Source organism: Pseudomonas sp. Rh2 (assembly GCF_040762985.1).
Lineage (GTDB): Bacteria > Pseudomonadota > Gammaproteobacteria > Pseudomonadales > Pseudomonadaceae > Aquipseudomonas > Aquipseudomonas taiwanensis.
This window is the reverse complement of the sequence record NZ_CP142890.1, coordinates 5,245,638-5,260,459: the sequence shown is the minus strand read 5'-3', so window position 1 is coordinate 5,260,459 and position 14,822 is coordinate 5,245,638. Positions and strand designations below refer to the sequence as shown.

Sequence of the window (14,822 nt, the reverse complement as noted above, 5' to 3'; positions counted from 1 at the left end):
CTTTTCAGAGGTTGGCGACTGGCTTCAATCCAACTGGATCGGCAGCACGTAGCTCTCGAACTCGGTGTCCTTGCGAAAGCCGATCGACTCGTACGTCTTGCGTGCCACTTCGTTGTTGGCGCTGGTGGATACCCGCATGCGCACGGCATTGGTGTCCTTGGCCATTTTCTTGGCTTCACGTATCAGGTGGTCGGCCACCAGCATGCGTCGGGAGTCCTCGGCCACGTAGATGTCGTTGAGAATCCAGACGCGCTTGAGCGACAGCGACGAAAAACTTGGGTAGAGCTGGCAGAAGCCCAGCAGCCTGTGGTCGTCGTCATCCGGTAGCGCCAGGTAGATCACTGACTCGTCGCGTTTCAGGCGTTTTTCCAGGAAGCTGCGTGAACTGTCCGGGTAGGGCAGTTGCCCATAGAACTCACGGTATTTGACGAACAGCGGGGTCAGCAGGTCGAGGTGTTCCAGCGTTGCCTTGATGATGCGCATGTGCAGCCCTCAGAGTCCATTTGGGGAAACAGCGGATTGCCAGTGGCTCTGATGGCATCCTGCCCAATGCGGGCTTCGAGCGCAATCCGCCTTCCGTGACATGTTTTTTACCCTTTTCCCAGCAGGAAGTTACCTTTTGGGCTGGGGGCATGCTCACTGTCGAGGCTATGGACCTCGGCTTCGTCCTTCAGATTCACTCCGGACAATTGCCGGCGACAGGCTTCGCGCATCAGGTATAGCAGACGGTGAGCGGCCATGCCGTAGCTCAGCCCTTCCAGGCGCACGTTGGAGATGCAGTTGCGGTAGGCGTCGGTTAGACCGACCTTTGGCGCGTAGGTGAAGTACAGCCCAAGGCTGTCAGGGGAACTGAGCCCTGGTCGTTCGCCGATCAGCATGACGGTCATGCGGGCACCCAGCAGCTCGCCCACTTCGTCGGCCACCGCAACCCGCCCTTGCTGGACCAGCACTACCGGGGCGCTGGTCCAGCCGTCGGCGGCCGCCTGCTCTTCGAATCGGGTCAAGAAGGGCAGGGTATGGCGGTGCACGGCCAGGGCCGAGAGCCCATCGGCCACCACGATGGCAAGGTCGACGCCACCCGGGTTGGCTTGAGCATGCTGGCGCAGCAAGGCTGCCGAGTCTTCGTTCAGGCGCCGACCGAGGTCGGGCCGTTGCAGGTACTGGTGACGGTCGCTGGCCGCGCTGTGCAGCACCAGGCTCTCGCGACCACGGTCGCTGAGCTGAGTGCTCAGGCCTTCATGGTCGAAGGGCAGGTGTACCGCGTCGCGGGCCTGGGCATGGGCAAACTGGAAATCCAACTGGGCGCCGGTCGGCAGACTGGTGCCGGCGCGGCCTAGGGCGATGCGTGCCGGGGTCAGGTTGCGCAGGGCCAGCCAGGGGTTGTCAGGGGTAGGCGTGCGATGGTCCATGGTCATCCCTATGCAAGCTGTGCCAAAGCCTGGCGGAAAGCCGGCGGCAGGTTGTCACCGAAATGCACCCGGCCGTCGGCCTGGGTGAAGATGCCGGTACGCTCGAGCCAGGCCTCGAATTCGGGGCCGGGTCTGAGGCCCAGGGTCTGGCGCGCATACAGCGCGTCGTGGAACGAGGTGGTCTGGTAATTGAGCATGATGTCGTCGGAGCCGGGGATACCCATGATGAAGTTGATCCCGGCTACACCCAGCAGGGTCAGCAGGGTGTCCATGTCGTCCTGGTCGGCTTCGGCGTGGTTGGTGTAGCAGATGTCGCAGCCCATGGGCACGCCGAGCAGCTTGCCGCAGAAATGGTCCTCGAGGCCGGCGCGGATGATCTGCTTGCCGTTGTACAGGTACTCCGGGCCGATGAAACCGACCACCGTGTTCACCAGAAATGGCTTGAAGTGCCTGGCCACGGCGTAGGCGCGGGTTTCGCAGGTTTGCTGGTCGACACCGTGGTGGGCATTGGCCGACAGCGCGCTGCCCTGGCCGGTTTCGAAGTACATGAGGTTTTGCCCGAGGGTGCCGCGCTTGAGCGAAAGACCCGCTTCGTAGCCTTCCTGCAGGACGTTTAGGTTGATGCCAAAGCCTGCGTTGGCTGCCTCGGTGCCGGCAATCGACTGGAACACCAGGTCCAGCGGCACGCCACGGTTGATCGCTTCGATCGAGGTGGTGACGTGGGTCAGCACGCAGGCCTGGGTGGGGATGTCGTAGCGCTGGATGATGGCGTCGAGCATTTCCAGCAGGGCGCAGATCGACGCGATGCTGTCGGTGGCCGGGTTGATGCCGATCATGGCGTCGCCATTGCCGTACAGCAAACCGTCGAGGATGCTGGCGGCGATCCCCGCGGGTTCGTCGGTGGGGTGGTTGGGCTGCAGGCGGGTGGACAGGCGACCGCGCAGGCCCATGGTACCGCGAAAACGAGTGACCACGCGAATTTTCTGAGCCACCAGCACCAGGTCCTGCACCCGCATGATCTTCGACACCGCCGCGGCCATTTCCGGCGTCAGGCCCGGGGCCAGGGCACGCAGGCTGTCTTCGTTGGCCTGGTCGCTGAGCAGCCAGTCGCGCAGGCCGCCCACGGTCAGGTGGCTGACCGCTGCGAACGCCTCGGCGTCATGGGTATCGACGATCAGGCGGGTGACTTCGTCTTCTTCGTAGGGAATCAGCGCTTCGTTGAGAAAGTGAGTGAGCGGGATATTGGCCAGGGTCATTTGCGCGGCGACCCGTTCACCGTCGTTGCTGGCGGCGACGCCGGCCAGGTAATCACCCGAACGCGCCGGGCTGGCCTTGGCCATGACCTCTTTGAGGCTGTCGAAGCGGTAGACCAGATGGCCCACGGTGTGTACGAAACTTGCCATACAGATTCTCCAGAGCGCCGCGGGCGTGGCCCGCGACGGGTGTCGGCGATCAGTGCAGGGCCTCTTCAGCCTTCTGAATCGCGGCGAATTCCTCTTCCGGTGTGCCCGCTACCAGATGGTGGCGGCTGTAGAAAGCAAAGTAGGCAATTAATACTCCATAGATCACCGCGGCGCCAATCACCACCCGCGGGTCGACCAGGAAACCGGCGACCACTGCGATGCAGGCCAGTACCAGGGCCACGCTGGAGGTGAAGATGCCGCCGGGGGTGCGGTAGGGGCGCTCCATCTTCGGCCGGCGGATGCGCAAGGTGATATGCGCGGCCATCATCAGTACGTAGGACAGGGTGGCGCCAAACACTGCCACCAGGATCAGCAGGTCGCCTTGGCCGGTCAGCGACAGTGCGAAACCGATGATACCGGGGATGACCAGCGCCAAGACCGGTGCCTTGCTCTTGTTGGTTTCCGAGAGTTTGCGCGGCAGATAGCCGGCGCGGGACAGGGCGAAGATCTGCCGGGAGTACGCGTAGATGATTGAGAAGAAACTGGCGATCAGGCCAGCCAGGCCCACGAGGTTGACGAAGCTGCCCATCCAGGTGGACCCGCCATAGGCTTTGGCCAAGGCCTCGACCAGCGGGTTGCCGGATGCCTTGAGGGCCTCGGAGCCCGCGCCACCTGGGCCAACCACGAGAATCAGCAGGGCGAATGCCAGCAGTACCAGCATGGCACCGATCAGGCCGCGCGGCAGGTCGCGACGCGGGTTCTTGGTTTCTTCAGCGGCCAGCGGCACGCCCTCGACAGCCAGGAAGAACCAGATGGCGTAGGGAATGGCCGCCCACACACCGACATAGCCGAATGGAAGGAAGCTGCTGGCGCCCACCGCGTCGGTTTTGGCGATGTCGAACAGGTTGGCTGCATCAAAATGGGGCAACATGCCCACCAAGAAGACAGCCAGGGCGATGGCGGCGATCGCGGTGATGATAAACATCAGCTTCAGTGCCTCGCCGACCCCGAAGATGTGGATCCCGATGAACACGATGTAGAACGCCAGGTAGATCATCCAGCCGCCGATGCCGAACAGCGACTGGCAGTAGGCGCCGATGAACACGGCGATGGCGGCCGGGGCGATGGCGTATTCGATCAGGATGGCCGTCCCGGTCAGGAAACCGCCCCAAGGCCCGAAGGCGCTGCGGGCAAAGCCATAGCCGCCGCCTGCGGTGGGGATCATCGAGGACAGCTCTGCCAGGGAAAAGCACATGCACAGGTACATGGTGGCCATCAGCAGGGTGGCCAGGAACATGCCGCCCCAGCCACCTTGGGCCAGGCCGAAGTTCCAGCCGGCGTAGTCGCCGGAAATTACATAGGCAACGCCTAGGCCTACCAGCAGGACCCAGCCGGCGGCGCCTTTTTTCAGTTCACGTTGCTGGAAATAATCCGAGCCGACTTTTTCGAAGTCGACGGAAGAGCCTGCCGGCGTGCCGGCGGAATGATCGCTTGGCATGGTTTCACCTGTTTTTTTTTCTTGGTGGCCAGAAGGATTCCGGCCCTTGGTGATAGAGGTTGCAGGAAGCGAGCCAGAGCGGATGGTGCACGGATGCCGCCCTGGCTTTGACGCCGCAGGTCTGGCCCCCTCGCGGGTGAGCCCGCTTCCACGGTGACCGCACTGGAAGTGAAACCTGTGCGGTCCCTGTGGGAGCGGGTCTACCCGCGAAGAAGGCAACGCGGTCTAGAAGAAGCCCAGCGGGTTGATGTCGTAGCTCACCAGCAGGTTCTTGGTCTGCTGGTAGTGGTCGAGCATCATCTTGTGGGTTTCACGACCGACGCCGGACTTCTTGTAGCCACCGAACGCGGCATGCGCCGGGTACAGGTGGTAGCAGTTGGTCCACACGCGGCCTGCCTTGATGCCACGGCCCATGCGGTAGGCGCGGTTGATGTCGCGGGTCCACACGCCAGCACCGAGGCCGAACTCGGTGTCGTTGGCGATGGCCAGGGCCTCGGCTTCGTCCTTGAAGGTGGTGACGCTGACGACCGGGCCGAAGATTTCCTCCTGGAACACGCGCATCTTGTTGGTGCCCTTAAGCAGGGTCGGCTGGATGTAGTACCCGGTGGCCAGGGTCCCTTCGAGTTTCTCCACCTTGCCGCCGGTGAGCAGCTCGGCGCCTTCTTCCTGGGCGATGTCCAGGTACGAGAGAATTTTCTCGAATTGCTGCTGCGAGGCCTGGGCGCCGACCATGGTGTCGGTGTCCAGCGGGTCGCCGCGCTTGATCTGCAGCACCTTCTTCATCACCACTTCCATGAACTGCGAGTAGATCGACTCTTGCACCAGCGCCCGCGACGGGCAGGTGCAGACCTCGCCCTGGTTGAAGAACGCCAGCACCATGCCTTCGGCGGCCTTGTCGATGAAGCTCGGCTCGGCCTGCATGATGTCTTCGAAGTACACGTTCGGCGACTTGCCGCCCAGCTCGACGGTGGACGGGATGATGTTCTCGGCAGCGCACTTGAGGATGTGCGAGCCCACCGGGGTGGAGCCGGTGAAGGCGATCTTGGCGATGCGTTTGCTGGTGGCCAGGGCCTCACCGGCCTCGCGACCATAGCCTTGCACCACGTTTAGCACGCCTTTGGGCAGCAGGTCGCCAATCAGCTCGAGCAGCACGGTGATGCCCAGCGGGGTCTGCTCGGCGGGCTTGAGCACCACGCAGTTGCCAGCGGCCAAGGCCGGCGCGAGTTTCCAGGCCGCCATCAACAGCGGGAAGTTCCACGGGATGATCTGCCCGACCACGCCCAGCGGCTCGTGGATGTGATAGGCCACGGTGTTTTCGTTGATCTCGGCGGCGCCGCCTTCCTGGGCGCGGATGCAACCGGCGAAGTAGCGGAAGTGATCGACGGCCAGCGGAATGTCGGCGTTGAGGGTTTCACGGATCGGCTTGCCGTTGTCCCAGGTTTCAGTGATGGCCAGCACTTCGAGGTTTTGCTCGATGCGGTCGGCGATCTTCAGCAGGACGTTCGAGCGGTCCTGCACCGAGGTGCGGCCCCAGGCATCGGCAGCGGCGTGGGCTGCGTCCAGGGCTTTCTCGATGTCTTCGGCAGTGGAGCGAGGGAATTCGGCGATCGGCTGACCGTTCACCGGAGAGGTGTTGGTGAAGTACTCACCCTTGACCGGAGGAACGAACTCACCACCGATGTAGTTTCCGTAGCGGCTCTTGAAGGAAATCTTCGCGCCTTCGGTACCGGGATGTGCGTAACGCATGGTGTGTCTCCTGGCTATTGTGTTTGTTAGGGAGCTGGTAAAGCGTAGAGCAAAGGTTGGGCCAGTGCTTTGCACCCCTTGTAAATCAATGAGTTGGGACAGTTTTACAGGCGCGCCAGGCGTGTGCTGTGCCAGCGTTGGCACGGGGTGGGTGACACTTTGTACCGTTTGCGACACGCTGTGTGACTGGGCAGTCCCGGTGCCATTGCAATGGAAGGTCAGGTGGAGGATGCTGACGGGAATCTCTATCTGCGGAGAACAACAACAAATGCAGAGCAACCCGTTCAGCAGCCATGCCCAGCAAGTGCATACCGTCGCCCGCGGCGAGGCGGGCGGCGCCGGCAGCGATCCCTCCATCGCCCGTTCCTGGCTGCGTTGCCTGGAGGACTATCACCTCGATCCGGCGCTGATCGAAGCCCCTGTGGTGCTTGAGCATGGGCGTCTGCTGGAGAGCCGTGAGCGCCTGCGCCAGGTGCTCAAGATCGCCGATAGCGAAATGAACAGCCTGCATCAGCAACTCTCCGGTGCCGGCCACGCGGTGCTGTTGACCGACGCTCGCGGGGTCATCCTCAATTGTGTCACTGCTCCTACCGAGCGCCGCAGTTTCGAGCGCGCCGGCCTGTGGCTGGGCGCCGACTGGAGCGAAGCCCGTGAGGGCACCAATGGCATCGGCACGTGTCTGGTCGAGCGCCAGGCGTTGACCATCCACCAGAACGAGCACTTCCGTGGCCGCCACACCGGGCTGACATGCTCGGCGAGCCCGGTCTTCGACCCCCATGGCGAGTTGCTGGCGGTGCTCGATGTGTCGTCGGCGCGGCCTGACGTCTCGCGCCAGAGCCAGTTCCACACCATGGCGCTGGTCAACCTGTCGGCCAAGATGATCGAAAGCTGTTACTTCCTGCGCCATTTCGAGCAGCAGTGGCTGCTGCGCTTTCACTTGCAGGCCGAGTCGGTGGGGCTGTTCAGCGAAGGGTTGCTGGCCTTCGATGGCGAAGGGCGCATCTGCGCGGCCAACCAGAGCGCACTGAACCTGTTGGGCACCGTTCGTGGCGGGTTGCTGGGCAAGCCGATGGAGCAGTTCTTCGCCTGCAGTCATGACGACTTGTTCAGCCGGGCCCAGCCCCAGGGCAGCACCGCCTGGCCGCTGCATACCCGTGATGGCCGCCTGGTGTTTGCCAGCCTGCGCGGTCGGGCGCGGGCGCCGGCGTGGTCGGTGCCGGTGAGCTTGCCTCAGGCTCCCACTGTGGCAGAGCCGGGCATTTGCTTGCTCGACCCGGCGCTGCAGCATGAGTTTCGCAGGTCGGTGCGGGTGTTCGAGCGTGATGTACCCTTGCTGCTGCGCGGTGAGACCGGCTGTGGCAAAGAGGCCTTCGCCCAGGCCGTGCACCAGGCGAGCCAACGCCGTGGCAAGCCGTTCGTGGCGGTCAACTGCGCCTCGATCCCAGAGAGCCTGATCGAGAGCGAGTTGTTCGGCTATCGCGGTGGGAGTTTCACTGGGGCGCGCAAGGAAGGCATGCGCGGCAAGCTGCTTCAGGCCGATGGCGGCACCTTGTTGCTGGACGAAATCGGAGACATGCCGTTCGCCCTGCAAACCCGCTTGCTGCGCGTGTTGGAAGAGCGCCAGGTGGTGCCCATCGGCGGTGAGCCCCAGGCAGTGGATGTACGCATCATCAGCGCCACCCACCGAGACCTGCTCGAGCGGGTTGAGCAGGGCTGTTTCCGCGAAGACCTTTACTACCGCCTCAACGGCCTTGAAGTAGCGCTGCCGGCGGTGCGCGCGCGAAGCGACAAAGAGCAGTTGCTGGAGTTCCTGTTACGCCAGGAGTCGCAGGGGCAGGTCGTGCAATTGGCCCCCGAGGCGCGTCAGGCATTATTGGGCTTTGCCTGGCCGGGGAACGTGCGGCAGCTGCGCAATGTGCTGCGCACTCTGGTGGCGCTGTGTGACGACGGCCGCATCGAATACCTCGATCTCCCTGCCATCGTACGCGAAGGCGCCACCCTCGATCGCGACGTTGACGACACCGCCGCTGAGGGCGGAGGCGTGCTGGCGATGGGCGCGCCGCTGCAAAGTGCCGAACGCGACACGCTGCTGGCCACATTAGAGGCAAAACACTGGCACATGACCCATGTCGCCGAGCATCTGGGGATCAGCCGCAATACCTTGTATCGAAAACTGCGTAAACACGGCATCGCCAGGGTCGTCTGAGCGAAACAGCGGGTGCGATTTCCTGCGCCCTGGGCTACCCTGCCTCGAAGTTTTGCGAGGTCGACCATGCATATTCACATTCTCGGTATTTGCGGCACATTCATGGGCTCGCTGGCGGTGCTGGCCAAAGAGCTCGGCCACCGCGTCACCGGCTCGGACGCCAACGTCTATCCGCCGATGAGCACCCAGCTCCAGGCCCAGGGCATCGAACTGACCCAGGGCTACGACCCGGCTCAGCTCGACCCGGCGCCGGATCTGGTAGTCATCGGTAACGCCATGTCGCGCGGCAACCCGGCCGTGGAGTACGTGCTGAACAAAGGCCTGCCATATGTGTCCGGCCCGCAGTGGCTGGCCGACCATGTCTTGCAGGGGCGTTGGGTCCTGGCCGTGGCGGGTACCCACGGCAAGACCACCACCAGCAGCATGCTGGCCTGGGTGCTGGAGCATGCGGGCATGAGTCCGGGCTTTTTGATCGGCGGGGTGCCGCAGAACTTCTCGGTGTCCGCACGCCTGGGCGACACCCCGTTCTTCGTGGTCGAGGCTGACGAGTACGACAGCGCCTTCTTCGACAAGCGCTCCAAGTTCGTCCACTACCACCCACGCACTGCGATTCTGAACAACCTTGAGTTCGATCACGCGGATATCTTCCCTGATCTGGCGTCCATCGAGCGGCAATTCCACCATCTTGTGCGCACTATCCCCAGCGAGGGCCTGGTCATTCATCCCACCACCGAGCCGGCACTCGAGCGGGTGATCGGCATGGGGTGCTGGACCCCGGTGCAAACCACCGGCGAAGGTGGCCAATGGCAAGCCAAGCTGCTCAGCGCCGATGGTTCGCGCTTCGAAGTGCTGTTCGAAGGTCAGGCGCAGGGCGTGGTGGACTGGGCGCTGACCGGCCAGCACAACGTCGCCAACGCGCTGGCGACCCTGGCCGCCGCTCGCCATGTGGGCGTGGTACCGGCCATGGGGATCGAGGGCCTGAGTGCCTTCAAGAGCGTCAAGCGGCGCATGGAAAAGGTCGCCGAAGTGCAGGGCGTGACCCTCTACGACGACTTCGCCCACCACCCGACGGCCATTGCCACCACCCTTGATGGCCTGCGCAAGCGGGTAGGCGAGGCGCCGATCATCGCCGTGATCGAGCCTCGCTCCAATTCCATGAAACTCGGCGCCCACCGCGAGGGTTTGCCCGGCAGTGTGACGGATGCCGACCAAGTGATCTGGTATGCGCCGCCTAACCTGGGCTGGGACCTGGCGGCCACTGCTGCGCAGTGCAAGGTGCCGGCGATCGTGGCGGACAGCCTCGAGGCGATCATCGAGCGGGTCAAGGGCCAGGCGCGTCCGGGCACCCATGTGGTGATCATGAGCAACGGCGGCTTTGGCGGCCTGCACGGCAAACTGGCCGAGGCCTTGAAGTGAGCGGGCCGGAACGCATCACACTGGCCATGACCGGTGCCTCGGGGGCGCAGTATGGCCTGCGCCTGCTCGACTGCCTGGTGCGCGAGGACCGTGAGGTGCACTTCCTGATTTCCAAGGCAGCGCAACTGGTCATGTCCACCGAAACCGACGTGGTGTTGCCGGCCAAGCCCCAGGCCATGCAGGCGTTTCTGACCGAGTACACTGGCGCAGCCGATGGGCAGATCCGTGTGTATGGCAAGGAGGACTGGATGTCGCCAGTCGCCTCCGGTTCGGGAGCCCCGGCGGCAATGGTGGTGGTGCCGTGTTCCACCGGCACGTTGTCGGCGATCGCTACAGGTGCTTGCAACAACCTGATCGAGCGGGCTGCGGATGTCACCCTCAAGGAGCGTCGCCAGTTGATTCTTGTGCCGAGGGAGGCGCCGCTCTCGACCATCCACCTGGAAAACATGCTCAAGCTGTCGCAGATGGGGGCGGTGATCTTGCCGGCGGCGCCGGGGTTCTATCATCAGCCGCAGACCCTCGACGACCTGGTCGACTTCGTGGTGGCGCGCATCCTCAACCTGCTCAATATTCCGCAGGACATGCTACCGCGCTGGGGCGAGCACCACTTCGGGGTCGATGATTGAAGCCGGCGCTGGTCGGGCTGCTCGCCACGCTGTTGCTCGGCGGTTGTGCGACGGTGCGTACGCTGGATACCAACAAACCGGGCGCACCGCTGGTATATGCCGGCACGCGTCTGGACGTGTACGTGATCAACGGCGGGTGCTGCCCGAAGGACCGCTTCGGCGCCGAGGCGCCGGCGTATCCTGGGCTGGACCTGCCGGGTAGCCTGTTGCTCGATACCCTGTTGCTGCCGTTGTCCCTGCTGACGGCGGCGGGGGTTGGGTTTCAGGCCACCGGCGGCCTTTGATGGCCCAAAGCAGGTCTGCTGCCTAAAGTGCCGAGAAGGCGTGTGCGAGCGGTTTCACCCGCGCAGAAGCCCTCGGCGGCGCCTACTTCTTGCCCAGCCTTCGCAACTCGTCGGACTCGATAATCCGCACGCCGTCCTCTTCCTCCAACGCCAGCCGCCAGAGCGCCCGCGCCAGGGTGCAGGCTTCGATGCCCCGGTACTTGCCTGGATCAGACGGGCAAATGGCGACGCCAATCGTTCGCCAAGCCGCGGCTCGACACGTTCGCCCAGCAGCAGCGACGGCCGTACGATGGTCAGTTGCGGCCAATCCTGGGCTTTGAGGGCTTCTTCCATTTCACCCTTGACCCGGTTGTAGAAAATCGACGACTTGGGATCGGCACCCAGGGCGCTGACCACCAGCAGGTGCCGAGCGCCCATTTCCCGGGCACGCTTGCTGAATGCCACGACCATGTCCAGGTCGACCGCGCGGAAGGCGGATTCGGAGCCCGCTTGCTTGAGGGTGGTCCCCAGGCAACAGAAGGCGATGTCGACCCGGCCGGCCAGCTGGGGGAGAAACACTGCAGGGTCGCCGACCGGGTTTTCCAGGTGTGGGTGCTCGGCCAGGGGGCGGCGGGTAGGCGCCAGCACGCGGCTGATGGTGGGTTCGTTGAGCAGGCGGTCGAGCAGGTGTTCACCCGTCAGGCCCGTGGCTCCGGCAAGCAGGACATGCTGAGGCGTCAAGTACATGATGTCTCTCCCTTGTTACACACAAGCTTAGTGGTTGCCGGGCTTTTTTGCCTGCTCCCCCACAGGGGCTTGTGCCGCGTTACGTAAGGCTTCCTCGGCCTGCTGTCGGCGCAACTGCTGCCAGTGTGCCAGTACTGCGGGTGGTGCCCATATCTGAGGCTCCGAGGCTTCGAAACCTTCCCTTCGTTCACGTTCGGCAACGCTGGTCCGGGCCAGTTCAAACGCCAGTTTCAAATCGTCGGTCTGGTTCAGCGCCTCGGCGAACAGGGCGTCGCCAAAGTAGGTGAAATCCGCTTCCTCGGAGCAGCCGAAGGACACCCGATCGGCACGTGCCGCGGTCATGATGACCGTCCGATCATCCTTGAGCGGGGTGATGTAGCCACCGGAATAGCAGGCGGAGATGACGATCACCTTGTCGCGTTCCTTGAGCGGAGCCAGTGCGCTGGCCAGTTCATCGGCGGACAGGTCGGCCAGTTGCAGGCGCGGCTGGTCGAGTACCAGTTGGTGGTCCTGGCTGCCATGGCTGGTCAGGTAGATGAACACCAGGTCCTCCGGGCCACTGCGCTCGGCGAGGATGCGGGCGGCACGGGTGATGTTCTCGCGGGTGGCCATGGGGCGCGTGGTCATGTGGTCGCGATGGTTGACCAGGGTGACTTGGCCCCGGGCGCCGAAGCGCACCTTGAGCATGTTGCTGACATAGTCTGCTTCGCGCAGGAAGACGCTTTGCTGGCCATCGCCGCCAACCACCAGGCTGTACAGCTGAACGGGCGGGGCGGAGCGAGGTACCTTGGCCAGGGCGTCTTCCAGCAGGCGGCCCTGATTGAGCAGGGCCAGGTCCAGCGGGTCGGGCAGCAAAGTGCCTTTCTGGTCGCGCACGCGCACACCGTTGACCCAGTACCCGGCCTCGACCTTGCCATTGGCCTGTATCAGCTTGCCGCGGCCGTGATAGGCGTCATTCTGGAAACTGCCGATATAACGGCTGCCATCGGCCAACTGCAGGTTGCCCTGGCCAGACAGGCGCCAATCGACGAAGTTGCCCTTGTAGTGGCTGCCATCGCTGCCCAACAACTCACCTTCGCCGCTGAGCGATCCATCCTTGAACTCGCCGATCCAGACATCGCCGTCGGCGTTTTCATAGCGCCCTCGGCCTTCCAGGCGGTTGTCCTTGAATTCGCCGATGTACTGTTCGCCATCGACGCTGTCGTAGGTGCCGCTGCCTTGCAGCAGGCCGTCGACGAAACGGCCGCTGAACTGGTTGCCACTGGCATCGCTGCGCACGCCCGCCCCGTTGGGCTTGCCCCTGGCGAACAGGCCCTGGTAGCGGCTGCCATCGGCCAGTTCCAGTTCGCCGGCGCCTTCGTACAGGTCGTCCTTGAACTGGCCGCGGTAGGTCTGGTCGGCTTGCTTGAGCGTGCCCTCGCCGTCCCGGCGGCCATGGCTGAAGGTGCCGGCATAATGGCTGCCAGGCGTCGTCAGGTCGCCCAGCCCCTGGAACAGGCCTTCGGCGAATTGCCCTCGATAGACCTCGCCGTTGCGTCCATGCCACTCACCTTGGCCGTGCCATTGGCCATCCTTGAACGTGCCGGCGTACCAGCTGCCGTTGGGGTAGTCGATACGCCCTTCGCCCTGCAGCAAGCCATTGACCACTTCACCGCGGTAGCGCCCTCCGTCAGGCAGACGTGCATCCGGCGGAAGAAGCGATTCGCCATCACCGCAGGCAGCGAGTAACAGGGTCAGGGCTAGGGGGAGCAGTGGACGCATGGCGGGATCCGGGCAATAGATCTGCCGAGTATGCCGCAGAATGGGCCGCTTTGCGGCCCTGATGAGAGGTCAAACGAAACAGAGCGACAGCGGCTCGGCGATGTAGGCCGGTTTTTCTTCGCCCTCGATTTCCAGTGTGACGGTGGCCTTTAGCAGCCACTGGCCTGGTTTCTTCTCGAGGGCATCGACCAACTCGACTTTCAGGCGCACCCGGCTGTCGACTTTCACTGGCTGGATGAAGCGCACGCTGTCCAGGCCATAGTTGACGACCATCTTCAGGCCCTCTGGCATGACCAGAATGTCTTCCATGAGCTTGGGGATCAGCGAAAGGGTCAGGAAACCATGGGCGATGGTCGTGCCGAATGGGGTTTTCGCGGCTTTTTCCGGGTCGACATGGATGAATTGAAAGTCGCCGGTGGCCTCGGCGAACAGGTTGATGCGCTGCTGGTCGATCTTCAACCACGCGGAGCGCCCCAGTTCCTTACCAACGTACTGCGAAAGCTCTGTAACCGGTACATAAGGCATCGCGACTCTCCAAGTTGTCTTTTGGTACGAAGGTGCAAGATCAGCACGATGAACCGTTCCAGTCAAGTTGCCAGCTTTTCGGCGAATATCGGCTTATCAGTCGGGCGTGCTTATAATGGCCGCCATGCCCGAAGGAGATGCTTATGCTGTTGCGTGGTTTGACCTGGCTAGTGCTGTTTCAGCTGCTGGGTACGGCGATCAACCATTTGTTCGTGCCGATCCTGCCGGGGCCGATCATCGGTCTGCTGCTGTTGTTGTGCTTCCTGATGGCCCGCGGTGAAGTGGGCCAGCCGTTGAACGAAGCGGCCAGCAGCCTGCTGCGCTACTTGCCGCTGTTGCTGGTGCCACCAGCGGTGGGGGTGATGGTGTATGCCAAGGATATCGCCGCCGATTTCTGGGCCATCGTGGGTGCTCTGTTCATTTCTTGCCTGGTGACCCTGGTGTTCGTCGGCGTGCTCATGCAGAAGCTCATGCAGCGCCAAGGCCAGCGCGGCGAGGAGCGGCCATGAACCTCGATTGGCAAGGCGCGCTCGATGCTGTTATCCATCACCCGCTGTTCGGCATAGGCATCACGCTGGGGGCCTACCAGATCGTGCTGGCCGCCTATGAGAAGACTCGCTGGATCTTCCTGCAGCCAGTGCTGGTGTCGATGGTGCTGGTGATCGGCGTGTTGCTGACCTGCGGCATCGATTACGCCGAATACCGCAAGAGCACCGAAATCATGAACATCCTCCTGGGCCCGGCCACGGTAGCCTTGGCGGTACCGCTGTATCTGAACCTTCGACGGATCCGGCAGTTGTTCTGGCCGACATTTACTACGCTGGTAGTCGGAGGCTTGTTCGCGACTGTGGCCTGCCTACTGCTGGGCAGGTGGTTTGGCGCCGAACACATGATTCTGATGACCATGGCGCCGAAGTCGGTGACCTCGCCAATCGCCATGCTGGTGGCCGAGCAGATCGGCGGCGTGGCGGCGTTGGCGGCGGTGTTCGTGTTGATTACCGGGGTGATCGGGGCGATCTTCGGCCCGGCCTTGCTGACCCGTTTCGGGGTCCACAACCCCGAGGCGCGCGGCATGTCCCTGGGCGTCACGGCGCACGCCGTGGGGACCTCGGTGGCCTTGCAGGAAAGTGACGAATGCGGCGCCTTCGCAGCGCTGGCGATGAGCCTGATGGGCGTGGCCACGGCAGTATTCCTGCCCTTGGCCGTCAGCCTGGTGGCCTGA

Annotated in this window: 13 protein-coding genes and 1 pseudogene; 6 read left to right on the top strand and 8 right to left on the bottom strand. The window is 63.5% G+C overall.

All coding sequences use genetic code 11. The features are described 5' to 3' along the window. Positions 1–24: 24 nt before the first annotated feature. The 5 genes from VXM67_RS24030 to VXM67_RS24010 form a co-directional block, all read right to left on the bottom strand. Positions 25–483, bottom strand: a complete 459-nt coding sequence (locus VXM67_RS24030) for a GNAT family N-acetyltransferase (RefSeq protein ID WP_023382550.1) — start codon at positions 481–483, stop codon at positions 25–27. A 107-nt stretch (positions 484–590) separates the two neighbouring features. Next, positions 591–1,409: an ethanolamine ammonia-lyase subunit EutC gene (gene eutC / locus VXM67_RS24025; protein ID WP_023382549.1), complete on the bottom strand. Its 819-nt coding sequence runs from the start codon at positions 1,407–1,409 to the stop codon at positions 591–593. A gap of 8 nt (positions 1,410–1,417) precedes the next feature. Beyond that, the gene (locus VXM67_RS24020) at positions 1,418–2,812 is read right to left on the bottom strand and encodes an ethanolamine ammonia-lyase subunit EutB (RefSeq protein ID WP_023382548.1); all 1,395 of its coding nucleotides are present in this window, start codon (positions 2,810–2,812) and stop codon (positions 1,418–1,420) included. A 49-nt stretch (positions 2,813–2,861) separates the two neighbouring features. After that, the gene (gene eat, locus VXM67_RS24015) at positions 2,862–4,310 is read right to left on the bottom strand and encodes an ethanolamine permease (RefSeq protein ID WP_023382547.1); all 1,449 of its coding nucleotides are present in this window, start codon (positions 4,308–4,310) and stop codon (positions 2,862–2,864) included. Between the two features lie 225 nt (positions 4,311–4,535). Next, positions 4,536–6,056, bottom strand: coding sequence for an aldehyde dehydrogenase family protein (locus VXM67_RS24010; RefSeq protein WP_023382546.1), 1,521 nt, complete (start codon positions 6,054–6,056; stop codon positions 4,536–4,538). A gap of 268 nt (positions 6,057–6,324) precedes the next feature. Here VXM67_RS24010 and VXM67_RS24005 point away from each other — a divergent pair, with 268 nt between their 5' ends. The 4 genes from VXM67_RS24005 to VXM67_RS23990 all read left to right on the top strand — a co-directional run bounded on the left by VXM67_RS24005 (position 6,325) and on the right by VXM67_RS23990 (position 10,588). After that, entirely contained in the window at positions 6,325–8,262 is a 1,938-nt protein-coding gene (locus tag VXM67_RS24005) for a sigma-54-dependent Fis family transcriptional regulator (RefSeq protein WP_023382545.1), read from the top strand. 66 nt (positions 8,263–8,328) lie between these two features. Further along, positions 8,329–9,678, top strand: coding sequence for a UDP-N-acetylmuramate:L-alanyl-gamma-D-glutamyl-meso-diaminopimelate ligase (gene mpl / locus VXM67_RS24000; RefSeq protein ID WP_023382544.1), 1,350 nt, complete (start codon positions 8,329–8,331; stop codon positions 9,676–9,678). Then, positions 9,675–10,304: a flavin prenyltransferase UbiX gene (gene ubiX / locus VXM67_RS23995; protein ID WP_023382543.1), complete on the top strand. Its 630-nt coding sequence runs from the start codon at positions 9,675–9,677 to the stop codon at positions 10,302–10,304. Before mpl ends, ubiX begins: the two co-directional genes overlap by 4 nt. Further along, positions 10,301–10,588 (top strand): YceK/YidQ family lipoprotein, encoded by a 288-nt coding sequence (locus VXM67_RS23990; RefSeq protein WP_367237417.1) that lies wholly within the window; start codon positions 10,301–10,303, stop codon positions 10,586–10,588. The genes ubiX and VXM67_RS23990 overlap by 4 nt, the downstream gene beginning before the upstream one ends. An 82-nt stretch (positions 10,589–10,670) precedes the next feature. On the opposite strand, the pseudogene VXM67_RS23985 reads toward VXM67_RS23990, so the two are convergent. The 3 genes and pseudogenes from VXM67_RS23985 to VXM67_RS23975 form a co-directional block, all read right to left on the bottom strand. Next, positions 10,671–11,314: pseudogene (locus VXM67_RS23985) on the bottom strand (oxidoreductase). 27 nt (positions 11,315–11,341) lie between these two features. Then, positions 11,342–13,075 (bottom strand): C13 family peptidase, encoded by a 1,734-nt coding sequence (locus VXM67_RS23980; RefSeq protein ID WP_023382540.1) that lies wholly within the window; start codon positions 13,073–13,075, stop codon positions 11,342–11,344. A 69-nt stretch (positions 13,076–13,144) separates the two neighbouring features. Then, positions 13,145–13,600 (bottom strand): MaoC family dehydratase, encoded by a 456-nt coding sequence (locus tag VXM67_RS23975; protein ID WP_027907495.1) that lies wholly within the window; start codon positions 13,598–13,600, stop codon positions 13,145–13,147. A gap of 143 nt (positions 13,601–13,743) precedes the next feature. On the opposite strand from VXM67_RS23975, the gene VXM67_RS23970 reads away from it, so the two are divergent. Both VXM67_RS23970 and VXM67_RS23965 read left to right on the top strand, forming a co-directional pair. After that, on the top strand, positions 13,744–14,109 hold the full coding sequence (locus VXM67_RS23970) for a CidA/LrgA family protein (protein WP_023382538.1): 366 nt from the start codon (positions 13,744–13,746) through the stop codon (positions 14,107–14,109). Continuing rightward, positions 14,106–14,822: an LrgB family protein gene (locus tag VXM67_RS23965; protein ID WP_023382537.1), complete on the top strand. Its 717-nt coding sequence runs from the start codon at positions 14,106–14,108 to the stop codon at positions 14,820–14,822. The genes VXM67_RS23970 and VXM67_RS23965 overlap by 4 nt, the downstream gene beginning before the upstream one ends.